At 71.3% G+C, this 21,802-nt stretch carries 16 protein-coding genes, 1 tRNA gene and 1 pseudogene; 16 read left to right on the top strand and 2 right to left on the bottom strand.

From position 1 onward, the window contains the following. Positions 1–1,097 (top strand): tyrosine-type recombinase/integrase (locus ACL02U_RS14205; RefSeq protein ID WP_412791150.1); only part of this gene is annotated, 1,097 nt, incomplete at its 5' end. Between the two features lie 39 nt (positions 1,098–1,136). Here the strand turns inward: ACL02U_RS14205 and ACL02U_RS14200 are convergent. Further along, positions 1,137–2,219 carry a hypothetical protein gene (locus ACL02U_RS14200; protein ID WP_412791149.1) on the bottom strand — a complete coding sequence of 361 codons (1,083 nt, stop codon included), beginning with the start codon at positions 2,217–2,219 and terminating at the stop codon, positions 1,137–1,139. A 226-nt stretch (positions 2,220–2,445) separates the two neighbouring features. Beyond that, positions 2,446–2,517 (bottom strand) — tRNA-Arg (locus tag ACL02U_RS14195). A gap of 196 nt (positions 2,518–2,713) precedes the next feature. Between ACL02U_RS14195 and ACL02U_RS14190 the strand changes: the two genes are divergently transcribed. The 15 genes and pseudogenes from ACL02U_RS14190 to glyA form a co-directional block, all read left to right on the top strand. Beyond that, the gene (locus ACL02U_RS14190; RefSeq protein ID WP_412791148.1) at positions 2,714–3,187 is read left to right on the top strand and encodes a response regulator; all 474 of its coding nucleotides are present in this window, start codon (positions 2,714–2,716) and stop codon (positions 3,185–3,187) included. 292 nt (positions 3,188–3,479) lie between these two features. Further along, positions 3,480–4,616, top strand: a complete 1,137-nt coding sequence (gene nrtL / locus ACL02U_RS14185) for an ArgS-related anticodon-binding protein NrtL (protein WP_412791147.1) — start codon at positions 3,480–3,482, stop codon at positions 4,614–4,616. 18 nt (positions 4,617–4,634) lie between these two features. Beyond that, on the top strand, positions 4,635–6,026 hold the full coding sequence (gene lysA / locus ACL02U_RS14180) for a diaminopimelate decarboxylase (RefSeq protein WP_412791146.1): 1,392 nt from the start codon (positions 4,635–4,637) through the stop codon (positions 6,024–6,026). 347 nt (positions 6,027–6,373) lie between these two features. Continuing rightward, positions 6,374–7,663 carry a homoserine dehydrogenase gene (locus tag ACL02U_RS14175; RefSeq protein WP_412791153.1) on the top strand — a complete coding sequence of 430 codons (1,290 nt, stop codon included), beginning with the start codon at positions 6,374–6,376 and terminating at the stop codon, positions 7,661–7,663. 6 nt (positions 7,664–7,669) lie between these two features. Further along, on the top strand, positions 7,670–8,728 hold the full coding sequence (gene thrC / locus ACL02U_RS14170; RefSeq protein WP_412791145.1) for a threonine synthase: 1,059 nt from the start codon (positions 7,670–7,672) through the stop codon (positions 8,726–8,728). Positions 8,729–9,413: 685 nt separating this feature from the next. Next, positions 9,414–10,331 carry a homoserine kinase gene (gene thrB, locus ACL02U_RS14165; RefSeq protein ID WP_412791144.1) on the top strand — a complete coding sequence of 306 codons (918 nt, stop codon included), beginning with the start codon at positions 9,414–9,416 and terminating at the stop codon, positions 10,329–10,331. Positions 10,332–10,766: 435 nt separating this feature from the next. After that, positions 10,767–12,806, top strand: a complete 2,040-nt coding sequence (gene rho, locus ACL02U_RS14160; RefSeq protein WP_412791143.1) for a transcription termination factor Rho — start codon at positions 10,767–10,769, stop codon at positions 12,804–12,806. A 220-nt stretch (positions 12,807–13,026) separates the two neighbouring features. Then, complete coding sequence (locus ACL02U_RS14155) at positions 13,027–14,829, top strand: trypsin-like serine protease (RefSeq protein WP_412791142.1); 1,803 nt, start codon at positions 13,027–13,029, stop codon at positions 14,827–14,829. A 390-nt stretch (positions 14,830–15,219) separates the two neighbouring features. Then, on the top strand, positions 15,220–16,323 hold the full coding sequence (locus ACL02U_RS14150) for an LCP family protein (RefSeq protein WP_412791152.1): 1,104 nt from the start codon (positions 15,220–15,222) through the stop codon (positions 16,321–16,323). Between the two features lie 338 nt (positions 16,324–16,661). Continuing rightward, complete coding sequence (rpmE, locus tag ACL02U_RS14145; RefSeq protein WP_129306556.1) at positions 16,662–16,886, top strand: 50S ribosomal protein L31; 225 nt, start codon at positions 16,662–16,664, stop codon at positions 16,884–16,886. Between the two features lie 106 nt (positions 16,887–16,992). Then, complete coding sequence (gene prfA, locus ACL02U_RS14140; RefSeq protein ID WP_412791141.1) at positions 16,993–18,063, top strand: peptide chain release factor 1; 1,071 nt, start codon at positions 16,993–16,995, stop codon at positions 18,061–18,063. 63 nt (positions 18,064–18,126) lie between these two features. Further along, the gene (gene prmC / locus ACL02U_RS14135; RefSeq protein WP_412791140.1) at positions 18,127–18,972 is read left to right on the top strand and encodes a peptide chain release factor N(5)-glutamine methyltransferase; all 846 of its coding nucleotides are present in this window, start codon (positions 18,127–18,129) and stop codon (positions 18,970–18,972) included. Between the two features lie 52 nt (positions 18,973–19,024). Continuing rightward, on the top strand, positions 19,025–19,672 hold the full coding sequence (locus ACL02U_RS14130; protein WP_412791139.1) for an L-threonylcarbamoyladenylate synthase: 648 nt from the start codon (positions 19,025–19,027) through the stop codon (positions 19,670–19,672). Next, positions 19,669–20,397 (top strand): protein-tyrosine-phosphatase, encoded by a 729-nt coding sequence (locus tag ACL02U_RS14125; RefSeq protein WP_412791138.1) that lies wholly within the window; start codon positions 19,669–19,671, stop codon positions 20,395–20,397. Before ACL02U_RS14130 ends, ACL02U_RS14125 begins: the two co-directional genes overlap by 4 nt. Positions 20,398–20,474: 77 nt before the next feature. Further along, positions 20,475–21,713, top strand: a pseudogene (gene glyA, locus ACL02U_RS14120) (serine hydroxymethyltransferase); the annotation flags it as partial. Positions 21,714–21,802: the final 89 nt, after the last annotated feature.

The following is a 21,802-nucleotide window of genomic DNA, read 5'->3' as shown; positions in this document are numbered from 1 at the left end:
GGCGCACGGCCGCGGCAAAGACTCGTGAGGGGTTGGCGGACAGCCTCGCTACCGCAGCACTCGGCATGTTGGGGGAAAGCCCTGGGGTGCCGGACCTGGAAGACGTGCGGCGCGCCGTACGGTGGGCCGTCGTTCCGGCTCACAAGGGCGAAGAGCCCCCGCCGGACCTGGAGAAGGTCTGCGCGTGGCTGGCGAGCCATTCCCTTCCCCTGTCGGCTCTCAGAGACTCCAAGGCTGTGCGAGACGTCCACTATCGGCTGTCGTTCAAGCTGGACGGCAAACCAGCGGCAGCGGATACGTACAAGCGCCGTCGTCGTGGATTCAACACGGCCATGGACTACGCGATTGAGGAGGGATACCTAGACGGAAATCCGCTCGCTGGGTTGAAACGGCCTACCTCCAATGGAAGCGATGCCGTAGACCCGCGAGTACTGGTCAACGAAGTGCAGGGGCGGCAACTCCTTACGGCCGTCTCGTATGTCGGCTCGGTGCATCGGAACAGGGGGCGGCGCCTTGTGGCATTCTTCGCCTGCATCCTGTACGCGGCGATGCGTCCGGCGGAAGTAGTCGGGCTCAGGCTGTCTGACTGCCATCTCCCCGAAAAGGGATGGGGAACCCTCACTCTCTGGGAGACGCGTCCTATCTCCGGAAAGAAGTGGACTGACTCGGGTGAGCGGCACGATAAGCGGGGACTGAAGTCACGCGAGCCAGGCACGGACCGGCCGGTGCCGATTCCCCCCGTGCTGGTGGCGATGCTCCGCGCGCACCTGAAGGAGTTCGGCACCGCCAAGGATGGGCGGCTCTTCCCGAACGAACGGGGGGACCTGCTCGGCACCTCCAGCTACTGGCGGGTGTGGCAGGAAGCCAGACCGCTGGCGCTTCCGCCGGACAAGGTGGGCTCGCCCTTGGCCCGGAAGCCGTACCACCTCCGGGCTACGTGCATCACGAACTGGCTCCGCGCAGGCCTCCTGGTAGCCGAGGTGGCTCGGCGTGCCGGCAACTCCCCAGAGGTCATCCACCGCCGCTACGCGGGCATCATCGACGACAGCGAGGAGGAAAACAACAAGAAGATCGAAAAGACCATGGGCTGGGGGTAGGAAGCCGCCGTGTGAGTGTGCGGACGGGTGGCCGCACACTCACTGGTGATCCAGCCATTCTGTTAGGTCCTTGAGCCTGGGAACTACTTCGGTTTTCATCCCTCGCGGTAGGTGTGCAGCGTGGAGGACATGGGACGCATAGCGTTCGGTTACGACCACGTCGCAGTACGGCACTGCGATGCTCAGTGCGTCAATATCGAAGATGTCGTTGGGTGACCATGACTTTTGGCGATTACGGTGCGCCGCTTCCACGAGAGTTGCATAGACGTCGGCGCTTGGCATGGAGTCTGCGAACGCTCTTATCGATTCCTTGCTCGTAGCTACTTCGTCAAGGTTCCTGCCGCGGTCGATGAGTGCCTGGACAAGCGTGTCTATGATTTCGTTAGTAATGTACCGGACCCGTACGACGTCGCGCAGGCGGTGCCAATACTGTGGATCCTTGTCGAGCCGTTCGGCTTGCTGACGCTCTGCTTCTGCTCGCTTTTCGGCGATTCTCTTAGCGACTGTCGGGTCCCACCCATTTGCCTGGAGGTCTGGCACTTCTTCGTCAGTAGGCCCTCGTAGCACGGAGCGCTCAAGATGAGCATTGGCGTTTGCCAGCATAAGATCAAAAGCTGCGGGCCCCTCTGGCCACGTTTCGCGGGTTCTGTCGGTGACATCAACAGAACCTGAACGAATGTGCAGACCTCCGCGCTTACCCATGGCGTGGCCAATGCCGTGTCCCAGCAGCTCGATGTCTGCAATGTGGGGTGACCCGGTGGCGAACATCTGGTCAAGTGCTGCCTCCACCTCCAGTCGCGCGATGTGCGAGTGGGGCAGCAAGGTCGTGAAGCCGGAGACTTCTTCCATGACCTTGGCGATGTCGGCTCGCTGGCGAGGGTCCTGGATCCCCGACATCTCCATGTAGTGAGTCAGAGACAGGGGGAAAAGGTACAGCCCCGAACGGGCCGCATCTCGCACAGCCGTCAGCGCCGGCCGGTAGGGCCCTCCGGTCGGATGTCCTGTATCGGCCTTGGCCAGACTGATCCAATGGTTGAGGTCCAGATAGACGAGACGCTGTCCCGTCTGAGGTCGAACCAGGTGAACAGGCCAGGCGTATGCAGGGGTTTGCCGTCGTGCCATGGCGGCCATTCTGGCAAATCCACGCCCGCGCTCGCCGCCAAATATGAGCGGGCGGGTCCTGGCTCACGACGAAGCGGGCCCGCCGTCCGCGTGTGGCTCACACGCCCCTCACACACAAACCGTGAGAGACAACGAGAAAGGGCGGGAGCCAGTGAGACTGACTCCCGCCCTTTTCGTTCGGCATCCGCCCTGGTCAGACCGTTGTTCTGGGTTGCTGACCTGCGAGTGCCCCCGGCAGGATTCGAACCTGCGCACACGGCTCCGGAGGCCGTTGCTCTATCCCCTGAGCTACGGGGGCGTGTCGGGCGCGGTGCGTGTTGCTCGCGGCGACGGGTAGAACACTACCAGCTCTTCCGGGGTGGTCATGAACGCCTTTTGCCACGTGCCTGCGTGTCCGTGGGGCGTCGGTCAGCCTGCGGCGGGCTTGTCCCCCTCACGGGGTGGAAGTGGGGAAAAGCCGGACGCGGTGGCCGGTCTGGACCTACTCTCAAGTTGTGCCAGGCGCATCGGGTCGGGTCCTTGTCGTGGACGACAACAAGGTCATCCGGCAGTTGATCAGGGTCAATCTCGAGCTGGAAGGGCTCGAGGTCGTGACCGCGGCCGATGGTGCCGAGTGTCTGGATGTCGTGCACCGGGTGCGGCCGGACGTGGTCACCCTCGATGTGGTCATGCCTCGGCTGGACGGGTTGCGCACCGCCGCCCGGCTCCGTTCCGATGCCCGTACCCGGGACCTGCCGCTCGCCATCGTCAGCGCTTGTACGCAGTACGAGGTGGACGTCGGTGTGGATGCCGGCGTCGACGCCTTCCTCGCCAAGCCGTTCGAGCCGGCGGAACTCGTCCGGGTGGTGAGGCGGTTGCTGGAAGGTGGTAGGCGGCCGGGGAGCGGCGGCGGGAGCGGGGACGCTTCCGTGATCGGGGGAGCCGTGTCGGCTGGAGGCCCCGAGTGCGCCGGACGGGGCTGTCCGTGAGGGCCACCTGTGGGTGAATCCCTTCCGGCGTTGCCGGCGCTCTCCGTGCGAGGGCGCGGGGGCTCTGGGGCAGGGTGCCGGGCAAGTGCCTGAGGTCAGGTAGGAGCATCATCGAGTCAGTCGCCGTCGGCGCTGGGGCTGGGGCTGGTGCTGCGGTGGTGCGGGCTGGTGGGCTCCGGAGGTGCGAGGGGCTGGAGCGCTCGGTCGTGCCGAGGTGCCGTCGGCGTCCACATGCCGGGAAGTGGGGAAAGGGAGTCGCCTGCTCACCCCCTCCCTCCCCTACGCTTGACCCGTGACCCCCGCCGAGCTGTCCCGCACCGTGCTGCATGCCGTGCGTTGCGCCGTCGACCAGGGGGAACTCAGTGTGGCCGTGCCTGCGCGGGCGGTGGTCGCAGCCCCCGGGCCCGGGGGCTGCGGGGACTACGCGACCGCCGTCGCGCTGCAGCTCGCGCGGCCGGCAGGCAGGCCGCCCCGCGATGTCGCCGCGGTGCTTCGTGCGCATCTCCTGCGCTCCCGGGGCGTCACCGGGGTCGAGATCACCGGGCCCGGCTTCCTGAACATCAGCCTGGTGGAGTCGGGGTGGGCTGACCTGGTCCGGCGGATTCTCCGCGAGGGGCCGCGGTACGGCCACGGCGATGCGCTCGCCGGGAGTCCCGTGCTGCGGCTGAGCGTCCCCGATGAGGTGCGCGCCGAGGTGGTCGCGGATGCGGTGGCGCGGATCGCCGCCTCCCAGGGGGGCAGAGTGGTGGTCGAGGCGGGAGCTGCGGGGGACGGTGCCCGGCGTCTCGATGCCGGTGGCGGCACCCGTCCCGGCTCCGGTGCCGCCCTGGACGGCACTCACCCCGACCGCGACACCCACCCCGGCACCGGTGCCACCCCCGCCGACCCAGACTGCGACCGCGGCACCCCCGTCGTGCTGCGCCCCGTGCCCGCCCCGCAGGATCCGGCGCCGCTCGGTGCCGACGCCGCGCGGTGGGCGCTGCTGTACCCCGCGGCGCACGACCGGCCGCGGGTCGGTGCCGAGCACCTCGTGCAGCGGGAGGCCAATCCGCTGTTCCGGGTTCGGTACGCGCACGCTCGCGTCCGGTCCCTGCACCGCAACGCCGCCGACCTGGGATTCGAGGCCCGACCGGGGGCCGTGGACGGTGGTGATGACGCGTCGTCGGTGTCGTCGGCGCTGGTGGCGCTCCTCGCCGACCATCCGCGTGTCCTCGCCGCGGCCGCCGCGCGCCGCGCCCCCGACCGTCTCGCCCGGCATCTCGTCGCCGTGGCCGACGCCGTTATGCCGGTCCTGCCCGGTGTGCTCCCGTGCGGCGCGGAGAAACCCTCGGCCGCCCACCGCGCCCGGCTGGCGCTCGCCGAAGCCGCCGGGACGGTGCTGGCCGGCGGCCTGTCCCTGCTCGGCATCGACGCACCCGACCACCTCTGAGAGAGCCCCGAAGAGATCATGAGCCGTTCCGCACACCCCGCCGGGCCCCGCTACGCCGACGTCCTCCCCGAGGGCCACTACGCCGCACCGCCCGCGGACCTCAACGACCTGGACCCGAAGGTGTGGGCGCAGACCGTCGGCCGCGACGCCGACGGCGTCGTCACCGTCGGCGGGATGTCCGTCACCCGGCTCGCCGAGGAGTTCGGCACCCCCGCCTACGTGCTCGACGAGGCCGACTTCCGGGCCCGGGCCCGCGCCTGGCGCACCGCTTTCGGTGCGGACGCCGACGTCTTCTACGCGGGCAAGGCGTTCCTCTCGCGTGCCGTCGTGCGCTGGCTCGACGAGGAGGGGCTGAATCTCGATGTCTGCTCCGGGGGCGAGCTCGCCACGGCGTTGTCCGCCGGGATGCCGGCCGAGCGGATCGCCTTCCACGGGAACAACAAGTCCGCCGAGGAGATCCGCCGGGCGGTGGAGGTCGGGGTCGGCCGGATCGTCGTCGACTCCTTCCAGGAGATCGTGCGGGTGGCGCACACCGCCCAGTCGCTCGGGAAGCGGCAGCGGGTGCAGATCCGCGTCACCGTCGGGGTCGAGGCGCACACCCACGAGTTCATCGCCACCGCGCACGAGGACCAGAAGTTCGGCATTCCGCTGGCCGGCGGGCAGGCGGCCGAGGCTGTGCGGCGGGCCCTGGTGCTCGACGGGCTGGAACTGATCGGGATCCACTCCCACATCGGCTCGCAGATCTTCGACACCTCCGGTTTCGAGGTGGCCGCGCACCGCGTCGTCGGCCTGCTGAAGGACATCCGCGACGAGCACGGCGTCGAACTGCCCGAGATCGACCTCGGCGGCGGGCTCGGTATCGCCTACACCAGCGACGACGACCCCCGCGAACCGCACGAGATCGCCAAGGCGCTGACCGAGATCGTCAACCGGGAGTGCGAGGCGGCCAGGCTGCGCACGCCGCGGATCTCGGTGGAGCCGGGGCGGGCCATCGTCGGGCCGACCGCGTTCACCGTCTACGAGGTCGGCACCGTCAAGCCGCTCGACGGGCTGCGTACGTACGTGTCCGTCGACGGCGGTATGTCGGACAACATCCGTACCGCGCTCTACGACGCGGAGTACAGCGTCGCGCTGGTCTCGCGCAGGTCCGATGCGGAGCCGATGCTCGGCCGCGTCGTCGGCAAGCACTGCGAGAGCGGCGACATCGTGGTCCGGGACGCGTTCCTGCCCGCCGACCTGGCGCCCGGCGACCTGATCGCGGTGCCGGCGACGGGGGCGTACTGCCGGTCCATGGCCAGCAACTACAACCACGTGCTGCGGCCGCCGGTGGTCGCGGTGCGGGACGGCCAGGCCCGGGCCATCGTCCGCCGGGAGACGGAGGAGGACCTGCTCCGGCTCGACGTGGGCTGAGGCGGGAGCCGAGGGCGGAGGATGCCGTGGCGAGGGCGGAGGATGCCATGGCGAGGGCGGAGGAGGCCGAGGACGCGGGGGAGCCGGAGGAGGCCGAGGACGCGCGGGGGTCGGAGGAGGCCGAAGAGCGGGGGAGTCGGAGGAGGCCGAGGACGCGGTGAGGACGCGGGGTGCGGAGTAGGCGGAGGATGCGGTGGGGGTGGAGGATGCGGAGGCGGAAGATCTCCTGCACTGCACCCCCGTGCAAATGAAATTGAGATCTCACGATCCGGACGAGGGGCAGAAAGTTCCGTCCGGTGCGTGAGACTGGTTCCACCGTAGACGGTATGAGGAAACGAGGTCGGATGATGCGTACGCGTCCGCTGAAGGTGGCGCTGCTGGGCTGTGGGGTCGTCGGCTCAGAGGTGGCACGCATCATGACGACGCACGCGGACGACCTCGCCGCCCGGATCGGGGCGCCCGTGGAGCTCGCGGGTGTCGCCGTACGCCGGCCGGACAGGGTCCGCGAGGGCATCGACCCGGCCCTCGTCACCACCGACGCCACCGCCCTCGTCAAACGCGGCGACCTCGACGTCGTGGTCGAGGTCATCGGCGGGATCGAGCCCGCCCGCACGCTGATCACCACCGCCTTCGAGCACGGCGCCTCCGTCGTCTCCGCGAACAAGGCCCTGCTCGCCCAGGACGGCGCCGCCCTGCACGCGGCCGCCGAGGCGAACGGCAAGGACCTGTACTACGAGGCCGCCGTCGCCGGTGCCATCCCGCTGATCCGCCCGCTGCGCGAGTCGCTCGCCGGCGACAAGGTCAACCGGGTGCTGGGCATCGTGAACGGCACCACCAACTTCATCCTCGACAAGATGGACTCGACCGGGGCCGGCTACCAGGAGGCCCTCGACGAGGCCACCGCGCTCGGCTACGCGGAGGCCGACCCGACCGCCGACGTGGAGGGGTTCGACGCCGCCGCGAAGGCCGCCATCCTCGCCGGGATCGCCTTCCACACCCGGGTGCGCCTCGACGACGTGCACCGCGAGGGCATGACCGAGGTGACCGCCGCCGACTTCGCCTCCGCCAGGGGCATGGGCTGCACCATCAAGCTGCTCGCCATCTGTGAGCGGGCCCAGGACGGGGCGTCGGTGACCGCGCGCGTGCATCCCGCGATGATCCCCCTCAGCCACCCCCTGGCCTCCGTCCGCGGCGCCTACAACGCCGTGTTCGTCGAGTCCGACGCAGCCGGGCAGCTGATGTTCTACGGTCCCGGTGCGGGCGGTTCGCCCACCGCCTCCGCCGTGCTCGGCGACCTCGTCGCCGTGTGCCGGAACCGGCTCAGCGGGGCCACCGGGCCCGGCGAGTCCGCGTACGCCGCGCTGCCCGTGTCGCCGATGGGCGACGTCGTCACGCGCTGCCACATCAGCCTGGACGTCGCCGACAAACCAGGTGTGCTGGCCCAGGTCGCGACCGTGTTCGCCGAGCACGGCGTCTCGATCGACACCGTCCGCCAGCAGGGCAAGGACGGCGAGGCCTCCCTCGTCGTCGTCACCCACCGTGCGTCCGACGCGGCCCTCGGCGCAACCGTCGAGGCGCTGCGCAATCTCGACACCGTGCGGGGTGTCGCCAGCATCATGCGGGTTGAAGGAGAGTAACCAGCAATGACCCACCAGTGGCGCGGAATCATCGAGGAGTACCGGGACAGGCTGCCGGTATCCGACACCACCCCGGTAGTGACGCTCCGCGAGGGCGGAACGCCGCTCGTACCCGCGCAGGTCCTCTCCGAGCGCACCGGCTGCGAGGTCCACCTCAAGGTCGAGGGCGCCAACCCGACCGGGTCCTTCAAGGACCGCGGTATGACCATGGCCATCAGCAAGGCGAAGGAGGAGGGGGCGAAGGCGGTCATCTGCGCCTCCACCGGCAACACCTCCGCCTCGGCCGCCGCCTACGCGGTACGCGCGGGCATGGTGTCCGCCGTGCTCGTGCCGCAGGGCAAGATCGCGCTGGGCAAGATGGGGCAGGCCCTGGTGCACGGTGCCAAGATCCTCCAGGTCGACGGCAACTTCGACGACTGTCTGACACTGGCCCGTGCGCTCAGTGACAACTACCCGGTCGCGTTGGTCAATTCGGTCAACCCGGTGCGGATCGAGGGGCAGAAGACGGCGGCCTTCGAGATCGTCGACATGCTCGGCGACGCGCCCGACATCCACGTCCTCCCGGTCGGCAACGCGGGCAACATCACCGCGTACTGGAGGGGGTACCGGGAGTACGCCGCCGACGGTGTGGCCGGCGGGACGCCCCGGATGTGGGGCTTCCAGGCCTCCGGCAGCGCGCCGATCGTGCGCGGGGAGGTCGTCAAGGACCCCTCGACCGTCGCCACCGCCATCCGGATCGGCAACCCCGCCTCCTGGCAGTACGCGCTGGCGGCGCGGGACGAGTCCGGCGGTGTCATCGACGAGGTGACGGATCGTGAGATCCTGCGCGCCTACCGGCTGTTGGCCGCCCAGGAGGGCGTCTTCGTGGAGCCCGCCTCGGCCGCGTCGGTGGCCGGCCTGCTGAAGGCCGCGGAGCAGGGGAAGGTCGACCGCGGGCAGCGCATCGTCTGCACCGTCACCGGGAACGGGCTCAAGGACCCCGACTGGGCCGTCGCCGGCGCCCCGCAGCCGGTCACCGTCCCCGTCGACGCGGCGACCGCGGCGGAGCGTCTCGGCCTGGCCTAGGCGGTGCCGGTGAGGGCCGCGCAGGGCCGTTTCCGGCCCGCAGGCCGCACTCCTCCGCCGGGCCCGGGACACTCCCGGCCGGTACGGGCGGAGTCTCGACCTCTGCCGGCCCTGCGGGCGCCGGGACGTCGGCGCTCCTCGGCCGCCGGTGTCCCCTGGCCGTCGGCGCGTCGGCGCATCGGCGCCACCGGCCCCCGGTCGTTGGGGTGTTGGCGTCTGCGGGCCTGGATTCGCCGGGCGGGCCGGAGTCGCCGACGCGGTTGCGCAAGTGGGGTCGGAGCCGCCGGGTGCCGGGTCCGATTCGGTGCGGTGCGGTGCGGTTTCCGCCCCTCGGGGTGCCGGTCGGGTCCCGGGCCCGGCGGCTCGGCCGGGGCTGCCTTCGCCGGGGTCGAGCGGTCCCGGCGAAGAGGCGGCACGGAAACCGCGTAGACGGCCGTCACCTGGGGAACTTCCTTATAGGGGGTGCACAGCTGGGTCTCCGACACGCATCGTGCGCCTCCCGTGCGCCCTGTGTCGCGACGGAACCTTCCTTCGATAGGCTGTACTGAACCCGCCCGCCGCATATGCCTGAACGGCATATGCCGAAGTGCCGCGCCGTCTCCGCGGTTCGCGGGCCTCAGGACACCTTCGAATGCCAATCGAACGCCATTCGACAATTTCGCAGCTCAAGGAGAGTCATCGAGCGATGGCCGGTCCAGCCTTCCGCGCCGCCGCCGTCCGGGTGCGCGTCCCCGCCACCAGTGCCAACCTCGGCCCGGGTTTCGACGCCCTGGGCCTCGCGCTGGGGCTCTACGACGACGTGGTCGTCCGGGTGGCCGACTCCGGGCTGCACCTCGACATCGCGGGCGAGGGCAGCGAAACACTGCCGCGCGACGAGAGCCACCTGCTCGTACGGTCCCTGCGCACCGCGTTCGACGCCCTGGGAGGGCAGCCGCGCGGCCTGGAGATCGTCTGCGCCAACCGGATCCCGCACGGCCGCGGCCTCGGGTCCTCCTCCGCCGCCATCTGCGCCGGCATCGTCGCCGCACGGGCGGTGACCATAGGCGGGGAGTCGCGGCTCGACGACGCCGGCCTGCTGGAACTGGCCACCGAGATCGAGGGCCACCCCGACAACGTCGCGGCCTGCCTGCTCGGCGGCTTCACCCTGTCCTGGATGGAGAACGGCGCCGCCCGGGCGATCAGGATGGACCCGGCCGATTCCATCGTTCCGGTGGTTTTCGTCCCCGGAAAGCCGGTCCTGACCGAAACCGCGCGGGGCCTGCTCCCGCGCACCGTGCCGCACGTCGACGCCGCGACCAACGCCGGCCGCGCCGCCCTGCTCGTCGAGGCCCTGACCCGGCGCCCCGAGCTGCTGCTGCCGGCCACCGAGGACCGCCTGCACCAGGAGTACCGCGCGCCCGCCATGCCGGAGAGCACGGCCCTGGTGGAGCGGCTGAGAGGTGACGGCATCCCCGCCGTCATCTCCGGAGCGGGGCCCACGGTCATGGCGCTGACCGACGAGGACACCGCCGACAAGGTGGAGGCGCTGGCGGGCGCGGACTGGGCCGCCAACCGGCTTGACCTGGACGTCCACGGAGCGAGCGTGCTCCCGCTCGCCACGTGAGACGCGCTCGGCGCGAGGCCCGGACATCCGGGACGGCCGGATACTTCGACGAGAGGGGGAATGTTTGTTGGATCCGGTAGTGTTAACCTCAAGTCTGCACCCGACCTCACCATGGCGAGGTGCCTCGTGTCCCCGTCCGGGACAGACATTCTTCCGGGAGCTCCCCACGCTGCACTGTGTTCCGTATGTCGTACCTCGGCAGTACGCCGCACGCGCACACTGAGCAGGCCGCCGGGCACGCTCCGGAACCGGTGCGACCACGCCAAGTGACACTGGGTGCCACGGCTCGGGGGAGCGCCAATCACCAGTCATCTCTCCGCCGCTTTGGCGGACCACCGCCCCGGCTCCGTCCGCAGAGCAAGGACACCGGAGCCGGACAGCACAACCGGTCGCCGAGCCAGACAGGCCGACGTCCGCTCCAGGGAAGGACCCTTCGTGAGCGACACCACCGATCTGATGGGCGCACGTGTCGAGGAGACCGCTGCCGCGCCCGCCACGGACGCCTCCGCGCCTGCCAGCGGTGCGGGCTCCCGGCGGCGCCGCGGTACCGGCCTCGAGGGCATGGTGCTGGCCGAGCTGCAGCAGGTCGCATCCGGCCTCGGCATCAGAGGCACCGCGCGTATGCGCAAGAGCCAGCTGATCGAGGTCATCAAGGAAGCGCAGGCCCAGGGCGGCTCCCAGGCCTCCTCGGGCTCCGGGGGAGGTGGCCAGGCCCCTGCGAAGAACGAGGCCGCCGCCGAGACCAAGCCGAAGCGCCGCGCCACCTCGCGCACCCGTACGGGTGACGAGGCCGCCGCCGAGAAGAAGGCGGCCAAGACCGCCGAGGCCCCCGCCGCCGAGAAGCCCGCTGCCCAGCAGCAGATCGAGATTCCCGGTCAGCCCGCCGGGGGTGCCGGCCGGGCGGGCGAGGCCGAGCGCGGAGGCGACGACGCGCCCACCGAGCGGCGCCGCCGCCGGGCCACCGCCGAGTCGGGCAGCCCCGAGACGGTCTCCGCGGACGCCAAGAAGGAGTCGAAGGGCGAGGCCGCGGCGCAGGCTCAGCAGAACCAGCAGGGCCAGCAGGGCCAGCAGGGTGACGGCGCCAGGTCCGAGGGCGCGGACGGCGGCGAGGGCCGTCGGCGCGACCGCCGCGACCGCGACCGAGGCCGCGACCGCCGCAGCAAGGGCGACGACCAGCACCAGCAGCAGGGCGGCCAGCAGCAGGGCGGCGGGCGCCAGCAGAACCAGGGCGACGACGACTTCGACGGCGGCCGTCGCGGCCGTCGCGGCCGCTACCGCGACCGGCGGGGCCGCCGCGGCCGCGACGAGGCCGGCGAGCCGCAGATCACCGAGGACGACGTCCTGATCCCGGTCGCGGGCATCCTGGACATCCTCGACAACTACGCGTTCATCCGGACGTCCGGCTACCTGCCCGGCCCGAACGACGTGTACGTCTCCCTCGCCCAGGTCCGCAAGAACGGCCTGCGCAAGGGCGACCACATCACGGGTGCGGTCCGCCAGCCGAAGGAGGGCGAGCGGCGCGAGAAGTTCAACGCGCTCGTCCGGCTGGACTCCGTCAACGGCATGGCGCCCGAACACGGCCGCGGCCGACCGGAGTTCAACAAGCTCACGCCGCTGTACCCGCAGGACCGGCTGCGCCTGGAGACCGACCCCGGCGTCCTGACGACGCGCATCATCGACCTGGTCTCGCCCATCGGCAAGGGCCAGCGCGGTCTGATCGTGGCCCCGCCGAAGACCGGCAAGACCATGATCATGCAGGCGATCGCCAACGCGATCACGCACAACAACCCCGAGTGCCACCTGATGGTCGTCCTCGTCGACGAGCGTCCGGAAGAGGTCACCGACATGCAGCGGTCGGTCAAGGGCGAGGTCATCTCCTCGACCTTCGACCGCCCCGCCGAGGACCACACCACGGTCGCCGAACTGGCCATCGAGCGCGCCAAGCGCCTGGTGGAGCTCGGGCACGACGTGGTCGTCCTGCTGGACTCGATCACGCGTCTGGGCCGGGCCTACAACCTGGCGGCGCCCGCCTCCGGCCGCATCCTCTCCGGTGGTGTCGACTCCACGGCGCTCTACCCGCCGAAGCGCTTCTTCGGTGCGGCCCGGAACATCGAGGACGGCGGTTCGCTGACCATCCTCGCCACCGCCCTGGTGGACACCGGGTCCCGCATGGACGAGGTGATCTTCGAGGAGTTCAAGGGCACCGGCAACATGGAGCTCAAGCTCGACCGGAAGCTCGCCGACAAGCGCATCTTCCCGGCGGTCGACGTGGACGCCTCCGGCACCCGCAAGGAGGAGATCCTGCTCGGCGCCGAGGAGCTCGGCATCGTGTGGAAGCTGCGCCGGGTGCTGCACGCGCTGGACCAGCAGCAGGCGATCGAGCTGCTGCTCGACAAGATGAAGCAGACCAAGTCGAACGTCGAGTTCCTGATGCAGATCCAGAAGACGACGCCGACGCCCGGCAACGGCGACTGAGCACCGTCTGACCGGTTCTCGCACCCCCGGAAGCCCCGACCTGTTACCCACGTGACAGGTCGGGGCTTCCGGCTTGTAAGATCAGCCCACTTGAAGTGGGGGGGAACGTGTTTTCGGATACGCCCACGGGGGTCGGAGCGTGCTCTGAACGCACGTCAGCCATGCCTCGTCGGGTCTTCTCTCTCCTGCGGACATCCTTGCTGCGACAGGAGAACACTGAGTGACTTCAACTTCACGAAGAGCGTACAAGGCTCTTCCCGCGGCCGCCGCCGCACTCGCGCTGGGGGGCGCGGTCCTGACCGCCGCTCCGGCCGAGGCGTCCGACGCGGCCCCGCTGCCGGCCCCGCAGGCCGCGCAGAAGATGCCCGCGGCCTCCCAGCCGGAGCTGCTGCAGCGCATCCACGACGCCGAGGCCACGCTGGGTGCCTCGGACACCACCACGCCGGCGGCCGGTTCGGACACCGACCCGTCCCCGACGGCTCCGAGCTCGTCCGGAACCACCGATCCGAAGATCATCGGTGGTACGGACGCGACGCTGGCCGAGGCGCCGTGGATGGTGCAGCTGCACTACTACGACGACAAGGGCACTGCGGACACCTCCGACGACGAGGGCTACTTCTGCGGGGGCACCCTGGTCGCCCCGGCCAAGGTCCTCACCGCCGCGCACTGCGTGGCCGGACTGGACTGGAAGGACCACGGGGCCGTCCTCGGCGGTACCACCCAGCTTCCGGACGGCAGCGACACGCACGGCGGCACCGTCGCCGGTGTGTGGCGCCAGTGGGTCAGCCCGACGTACAGCCTCGGCGCGAACGGCGCCCCCTCGGGCGGCGACTTCGCCGTGCTGACGCTGAGCTCGGACCTGCCGTACAAGACGCTGCAGGTCACGCCCAGCTCCGACACCGTCTCGTACAACAGCGGTACCCCGGCGACGGTTTACGGCTGGGGGCGCACCAGCTCCACCAGCAACGACATCTCGCTGACGCTGAAGAAGGCGACCGTACCCGTGCAGCCGGACTCCGCCTGCACCTCGTACTACGGCACCGACTTCAAGGCCGGCCAGATGGTCTGCGCCGGCGAGCCGGCCACCGGTGCGGACGCCGGTACCGTCTCGCCCTGCAACGGCGACTCCGGTGGCCCGCTCGTGGTCAACGGCCGGATCGCCGGTGTGGTGTCCTGGGGCGTCGAGGACTGCGTGCAGTCCGGGGCGTACTCCGTGTTCGCCAAGACCCGGTCCTACGTCGGCGCGATCAACCCCCGCATCGACGACACCGACCTCAACTTCGACGGACTGGCGGACCTGTTCGCCCGTACGTCGGGTGGCGACGCCTACGAGTACTACGCGCGTCCGGGCAAGACCCTGGGCGACCGGTTCTCGCTCGGCGACTGGAGCGGGGCGACCCTGGTCCGCCAGGCCGACCTCAACCGGGACTTCTACCAGGACTACCTGGTGCGCACGTCGGACGGCACCCTGTACTTCTACGGGTTCAACGGCGTGGACAGCTACGAGTTCACCAAGATCGGCGGCGGCTGGAACGCGATGAAGAACATCGTGGTCCCGGGCGACCTCAACAGCGACGGTCTGCCCGACATGCTCGCCCAGGACACCAACGGCGACCTGTGGCTGTACCCGGGTCTGGGCAACGGGTTCTTCGGCTCCCGCGCCAAGGTCGGCTGGGGATGGGGCGGTATGACCATCTTCGGCAAGGGTGACTACAACAACGACGGCCAGGCCGACCTGCTGGCCCGGGACTCCTCGGGCGACCTGTGGCTCTACCCGGGCAGCGGCAACGCCGCCGCTCCGGTCCGGGGCAGCACGCGCGTCAAGGCCGGCTGGGGCTGGAACTACGCCGACTACGTCACCACCGGTGACGTCAACGGCGACGGCAAGGCCGACCTGCTGACGCGGGACTCCTCCGGCAACCTGTGGCTGTACCCGGGACGCGGTGTCGCCTCGGCGCCGTTCACGGGCAGCACGCGGGTCAAGGTCGGCTGGGGCTACCAGGGCTTCAACCTCTTCGGCTGATCCCGCGGTCGCGCCCCGGGCGCCTGCACTGAGGGCCGCCTCCGGTCTCCCCGGAGGCGGCCTTCGCCGTACCCGCTACCGCCGCACCCCGTGCCCGAGGCCGCCGTACTCCGCACCCCGTCCCCGAGGCCGCCGTACTCCGCACCCCGTGTCCTGCGCCCCGCACCGCGCTCCCCGCACCGCGCTCCCCGTGCCCGCGGCCCCCCTGCCCCGATTCGCACCCGGGCGCACCTTGATCGTCTCCCGGCCCCTCCTGGCTTTCCTTTGCGATATGGCCGCAGAAGCCGTGGATCGCAGCACAACGGGTACCTGTTTCTTCCCATGCCTTTGTTCGTGAAGAAGATCAGACCGGACAGAGTGATGATGGAGCCTCAGGGAACCGAGGAGTACATGTCCGACGAGAGCACGCCGGAGTCCACCGGCCCGCAGCGTCCCGCCGGAGGCCCCCGCAAGGGCCGCCGGCGCCGCAGGGGACTGCTCGTGGCCGCCTGGACCGCGGTGGCCATCGTGGTGGTGGGCGGGACCGGCGTCGGCTTCGTGTACGCCAAGCTCAACGGCAACATCAGAAGCATCGACATCAACCGGGTCCTCGGGTCCGACCGGCCGCGGAAGTCCCCTGACGGCTCCGAGAACATCCTGGTGCTCGGCTCCGACAGCCGCTCCGGGGGCAACCGGAAACTGGGGGGCGGTGACGTCAGCGGCGCCCGCTCCGACACCGCGATGATCGTCCACGTCCGCCGGGGCCACCGGAGCGCCGACGTGGTCTCGATCCCGCGGGACACCCTCGTCCTCCGCCCCGCCTGCACCGACTCCGCGGGCGCCACCCACGGGGCCGCCCACGCCGTGATGTTCAACTCCGCTTACTCCACCGGCGGCGCGGCCTGCGCGGTGAAGACCGTGGAAGCGCTGACCGGCATCCGCATGGACCACTACCTGGAGGTCGACTTCGCCGGATTCCGCAAGCTGGTCGACACCCTCGGCGGTGTCACGGTCACCACCAGTGAGAACATCGACGACGCCAAGAGCCACCTGCACCTGAAGGCCGGCACCCACCGGCTCGACGGCAGGCAGGCGCTCGGACTGGTCCGTACCCGGCACGGCGTCGGGGACGGCTCCGACCTCGGCCGCATCCAGCTGCAGCAGGCCTTCGTCAGGTCCCTGGTCGACGAGGTGAAGCACATCGGACTGCTCACCAGCCCCAAGAAGCTGTACGACCTCGCCGACACCGCCACCAAGGCCCTCACCACCGACTCCGACCTCGGCTCGGTGAACTCGCTCATCTCCTTCGCCGGCGGCCTGAAGGACATCGGCGCCTCCCATCTGCACATGATCACGATGCCGGTGCAGTACGACCCCGCCGACCGCAACCGGGTGCTCGTCGACAAGGCGAAGGCCGCGCAGGTGTGGGCGGCCCTGAAGAACGACCGGCCCATCCCGGCGGATGCCACCCGGGGCACGGCGACCGGCGACGCCAGGGGAGTGGTGACCCCGTAGCGCGGGACACGGCGTCCGAGGCGCCGGACGACGCCCCGGCACCGCCCCGGTGTCCCTCGCGCCCCCTCCGGCGCCGTCTCCTCCGCCCCCTTCCCCCCGCCCCCTCGGCGCCGTCTCCTCCGCCCCCTCCGCCGCCCCGCCCCGGCGGTGCGGGCGCCCGGGCCCGCGGCTTCCGCCGGGCCGTCGAGAGGGGGCGCTCCGCCCGCCGGGAATAGCCTGCGCCCGGACCCGGTTTGGGGAGATGACGCCAGTCCTGGCAGACTGGTACGTCGGCTCCGGTTCACGCCCCCGCATCCCGCGGCGGCGACCCGGCGCCCTCCCGGAACCTAGGAGACACCTTGAAGCGCGACATCCACCCCGAGTACGTAGAGACGCAGGTCAGCTGCACCTGCGGCGCGTCGTTCACCACGCGCAGCACCATCGGGTCCGGCACCATCCGGGCCGAGGTCTGCTCCGAGTGCCACCCGTTCTACACGGGCAAGCAGAAGATCCTCGACACCGGTGGCCGTGTGGCCCGCTTCGAGGCCCGCTTCGGCAAGGCTGCCGCCGGCTCCAAGAAGTAGCGAGCCCCTTTCCGCCGGTCCACGGCCGCGCCCCGCACGGGCGCGCGCCGGGACCGGCGTTTTTGGTCGCTCGCCCTCCCCTCAGTCCGCAGTACAGGAGCCGAACATGTTCGAGGCCGTCGAGGAACTCGTCGCCGAGCACGCCGTCCTTGAGGAGCAGCTCGCCGACCCGTCGGTCCACGCCGACCAGGCCGGCGCGCGCAGGCTGAACAAGCGCTACGCCGAGCTCACCCCGATCGTCGCCGCCTACCGCTCCTGGAAGCAGACCGGCGACGACATCGGCGCCGCGCGCGAACTGGCTGCCGACGACCCCGACTTCGCCGCCGAGGTGAAGGAGCTGGAGCAGCAGCGCGAGGAGCTCACCGAGCGGCTGCGCCTGCTGCTCGTCCCGCGCGACCCGAGCGACGACAAGGACGTCATCCTGGAGATCAAGGCGGGTGCCGGCGGCGACGAGTCCGCCCTCTTCGCCGGGGACCTCCTGCGGATGTACCTGCGGTACGCCGAGCGCGCCGGGTGGAAGACCGAGATCATCGACGCCACCGACTCCGAGCTGGGCGGCTACAAGGACGTCCAGGTCGCGGTGAAGACCCGCGGCGGGACGCCCGAGCCCGGGCAGGGCGTGTGGGCCCGGCTGAAGTACGAGGGCGGCGTGCACCGCGTGCAGCGGGTGCCCGCCACCGAGTCGCAGGGCCGCATCCACACCTCCGCGGCCGGTGTGCTGGTCACGCCCGAGGCCGAGGAGGTGGACGTGGAGATCAACCCCAACGACCTGCGGGTCGACGTCTACCGCTCGTCCGGGCCGGGCGGCCAGTCCGTCAACACCACCGACTCCGCGGTGCGCATCACGCACCTGCCCACCGGGGTCGTCGCCTCCTGCCAGAACGAGAAGAGCCAGCTGCAGAACAAGGAGCAGGCACTGCGTATCCTGCGCTCCAGGCTGCTCGCGATGGCGCAGGAGGAGGCGGAGCGGGAGGCCGCGGACGCCCGCCGCAGCCAGGTCCGCACCGTCGACCGCTCCGAGAAGATCCGCACCTACAACTTCCCGGAGAACCGCATCTCGGACCACCGCGTCGGCTTCAAGGCGTACAACCTGGACCAGGTCCTGGACGGTGAACTCGACGCGGTGATCCAGGCGTGCGTCGACGCGGACTCGGCGGCGAAGCTCGCGGCCGCGTGACGCGCCAGGGCGCGCAGTAGCGCCGGCACGGACGGCACGGACAGTACGACACGGAGGACTTGCGTGAACCTGCTGCTCGCAGAGGTGGCCCAGGCCACCCAGCGGCTGGCCGACGCCGGCGTGCCCTCGCCGCGCACCGACGCCGAGGAGCTCGCCGCGTTCGTGCACGGCGTGAAGCGGGGCGAGTTGCACTCGGTGCGGGACTCCGACTTCGACGCCCGGTACTGGGAGGCGGTCGCCCGGCGGGAGCAGCGCGAGCCGCTCCAGCACATCACCGGCCGCGCCTTCTTCCGCTACCTGGAGCTCCAGGTGGGGCCCGGCGTGTTCGTGCCGCGGCCGGAGACCGAGTCGGTGGTCGGCTGGGCCATAGACGCGGTACGGGCCATGGACGTCGTGGAGCCGTGCATCGTGGACCTGTGCACCGGCTCCGGCGCCATCGCGCTCGCCCTCGCTCAGGAGGTCCCCCGCTCCCGCGTGCACGCCGTGGAGCTCTCCGAGGACGCGCTCCGGTGGACCCGCAGGAACACCGAGGGCTCCCGGGTCGACCTGCGCCAGGGCGACGCCCTCACCGCGTTCGGGGACCTCGACGGCCAGGTCGACCTGGTGGTCTCCAACCCGCCGTACATCCCGCTGACCGAGTGGGAGTACGTCGCCCCCGAGGCCCGGGACTACGACCCGGAGCTGGCGCTGTTCTCCGGCGAGGACGGGCTGGAGCTCATCCGGGGGCTGGAACGCACCGCGCACCGCCTGCTGCGCCCAGGCGGCGTCGTCGTGATCGAGCACGCCGACACCCAGGGCGGCCAGGTGCCGTGGATCTTCACGGAGGAGAAGGGCTGGGCCGACGCCGCCGACCACCCGGACCTCAACAACCGCCCGCGGTTCGCCACGGCCCGCAAGGCACTGCCGTGAGCGCCCGTCCGACTCCCATCCCGCAGTACGTGTACGAGGAGGCCCGCTAGCCATGGCTCGGCGATACGACACCAACGACGCCACCGACCGCGTGACCGGTCTGCGCGAGGCAGCGTCCGCCGTCCGCCGCGGCGAGCTGGTGGTGCTGCCCACCGACACCGTGTACGGGATCGGCGCCGACGCGTTCTCCAAGGAGGCCGTCGGCGATCTGCTGGAGGCCAAGGGGCGGGGCCGCAACATGCCGACGCCGGTGCTCATCGGCTCCCCGAACACCCTGCACGGCCTGGTCACCGACTTCTCCGAGCTGGCCTGGGAGCTCGTCGACGCGTTCTGGCCCGGCGCGCTGACCCTGGTCGCCCGGCACCAGCCGTCCCTGACCTGGGACCTGGGCGAGACCCGCGGCACGGTCGCGGTCCGCATGCCGCTGCACCCGGTCGCCATCGAGCTGCTCACCGAGGTCGGCCCGATGGCCGTGTCCTCCGCCAACCTCACCGGCCACCCGGCGCCGGAGAACTGCGACAGCGCCCAGGGGATGCTCGGCGACTCCGTCTCCGTCTACCTCGACGGCGGGCCCACCCCGGGGAACGTGCCGTCGTCCATCGTCGACGTCACCCGCGAGGTGCCGATGCTGCTGCGTGCCGGCGCCCTGTCGGCCGAGGAGCTGCGCAAGGTCGTACCCGACCTCGAGGTGGCGAATTGACGGCCCCTGACGCGGGGCGCGGCATAGGCGACGGGGGCCGGCCGCGCGGTGTGGGTCCCGCGGGCCCCACGAGCCATGCGGCGGGCCCCGGCAGCGCGGAGGAGACGACCACCTTCGGCTTCCCGCGCGACACCTTCCGCATCCTGCACGTCAGCACGGGGAACGTGTGCCGCTCGCCCATCACCGAACGGCTGACCCGGCACTTCGTCGCGGAGCGGCTCGGGGTGCTGGGCGGCGGACTGATCGTGGAGAGCGCGGGCACCTGGGGCCACGAGGGTGCACCGATGGAGTCCCACGCGGAGACCGTGCTGGCCGACTTCGGAGCGGACGCCTCCGGTTTCACCGGCCGCGAGCTGCTGGACGAGCACGTGATCCGGGCCGACCTGGTGCTGACCGCCACCCGGGACCACCGCGGCCAGGTGATCTCCATGGGCCACTCGGCGGGCCTGCGCACCTTCACGCTCAAGGAGTTCACCCGCCTGGTCCGGGCGATAGACCCGGCCACGCTGCCGCCGCTGGAGGACGGGCTGGTGCTGCGCGCGCGAGCCCTGGTCCGCGCCGCCGCCGCGCTCCGCGGCTGGCTGCTGGCGCCGACCGCGGAGGCGGACGAGGTCTACGACCCGTACGGGGCGCCGCTGACGTTCTTCCGCTCCATCGGCGAAGAGATACACGAGGCGCTGGACCCCGTCGTCAGCGCGCTGACGGGCGTGTCGCCCAGGGCCTGACCGGCTCAGGCGGCCGGGCGGGCCGGGGTTCCCGGGCCTACATTGGGCAGTACGCACCCCCACGCCGGGAGCCCCCCATGACGGTCACCCGCGGCTCCGCCGCCGACGCGGACGTCCTGCGCCGCCAGGACCCCGAGCTCGCCGACATCCTGCTGGGCGAGCTCGGGCGGCAGTCGACGACGATCCAGCTGATCGCCGCGGAGAACTTCACCTCCCGGGCCGTGCTGGCCGCGCTCGGCTCGCCGCTGGCCAACAAGTACGCCGAGGGGTACCCGGGGGCGCGGCACCACGGCGGCTGCGAGATCGTCGATCTCGCCGAACGCACCGCGATCGACCGGGCGAAGGCGTTGTTCGGCGCCGAGCACGCCAACGTGCAGCCGCACTCCGGCTCCTCGGCGGTGCTGGCGGCCTATGCCGCCCTGCTGCGTCCCGGCGACACCGTCCTCGCCCTCGGGCTGCCCTACGGCGGGCATCTCACGCACGGCTCGCCCGCGAACTTCTCCGGCCGCTGGTTCGACTTCGTGGGCTACGGCGTGGACGCGGAGACCGGCCTGCTCGACCACGACCAGGTGCGCGCCCTGGCGCGCAGCCACCGTCCGAAGGCGATCGTGTGCGGGTCCATCGCCTATCCCCGACACATCGACTACGGCTTCTTCCGCGAGGTCGCCGACGAGGTGGGCGCCCGTCTCATCGCGGACGCGGCCCATCCGATCGGGTTGGTCGCCGGGGGAGCGGCACCCAGTCCGGTGCCGTACGCCGACATCGTCTGCGCCACCACGCACAAGGTGCTGCGGGGTCCGCGCGGCGGGATGCTGCTGTGCGGTGCCGATCTCGCCGAGCGGGTCGACCGGGCCGTGTTCCCGTTCACCCAGGGCGGTGCGCAGATGAACTCCGTCGCCGCGAAGGCGGTGGCGTTCGGCGAGGCGGCCACCGGGGCGTTCGCCGCGTACACCCGGCGGGTGGTCGCGAACGCCCGGGTGCTGGCGGCCGCGCTGGCCGCCGAGGGCCTGGTCGTCACCACCGGCGGCACCGACACCCACCTGATCACCGCCGACCCGGGGCCGCTCGGCGTGGACGCGCGCACCGCGCGCGGCCGGCTGGCCGCGGCCGGGATGGTGCTGGACTGCTGCGTGCTGCCGCACGCCCACGCGCGCGGGCTGCGGCTGGGTACCGCGGCGGTGACCACGCAGGGCATGGGTGAGCGGGAGATGGGCCGGATCGCGGCGCTGCTGGCGGGGGTGCTGCGCGGGGAGACCGACGTCAGGCGGGCCCGGGAGCTGGCGCGGGAGACGGCGGAGGCCTTCCCGCCGTATCCGCCCGCCGGGGCGCGAGGGGCTGCCGGGCCGTATCCGCCCGCCGCGGCGTCCGACGCGCGGCCGTCCGTCTGAGCGGGCCCGGCGCGCGG

This window comes from Streptomyces sp. MS06 (assembly GCF_047200655.1).
Lineage (GTDB): Bacteria > Actinomycetota > Actinomycetes > Streptomycetales > Streptomycetaceae > Streptomyces.
Note: the sequence above shows the minus strand (reverse complement) of the source record. Positions and strands in the feature narration are given on the sequence as shown.

Excerpts from the sequence above, each read along its gene's own strand:
- ACL02U_RS14200 (WP_412791149.1), bottom strand. The coding sequence starts at position 2,219 with ATGGCACGACGGCAAACCCCTGCATACGCCTGGCCTGTTCACCTGGTT.
- lysA (WP_412791146.1), top strand. The coding sequence starts at position 4,635 with ATGAGCCGTTCCGCACACCCCGCCGGGCCCCGCTACGCCGACGTCCTC.
- ACL02U_RS14175 (WP_412791153.1), top strand. The coding sequence starts at position 6,374 with ATGCGTACGCGTCCGCTGAAGGTGGCGCTGCTGGGCTGTGGGGTCGTC.
- thrC (WP_412791145.1), top strand. The coding sequence starts at position 7,670 with ATGACCCACCAGTGGCGCGGAATCATCGAGGAGTACCGGGACAGGCTG.
- thrB (WP_412791144.1), top strand. The coding sequence starts at position 9,414 with ATGGCCGGTCCAGCCTTCCGCGCCGCCGCCGTCCGGGTGCGCGTCCCC.
- ACL02U_RS14150 (WP_412791152.1), top strand. The coding sequence starts at position 15,220 with ATGTCCGACGAGAGCACGCCGGAGTCCACCGGCCCGCAGCGTCCCGCC.
- prfA (WP_412791141.1), top strand. The coding sequence starts at position 16,993 with ATGTTCGAGGCCGTCGAGGAACTCGTCGCCGAGCACGCCGTCCTTGAG.
- ACL02U_RS14130 (WP_412791139.1), top strand. The coding sequence starts at position 19,025 with ATGGCTCGGCGATACGACACCAACGACGCCACCGACCGCGTGACCGGT.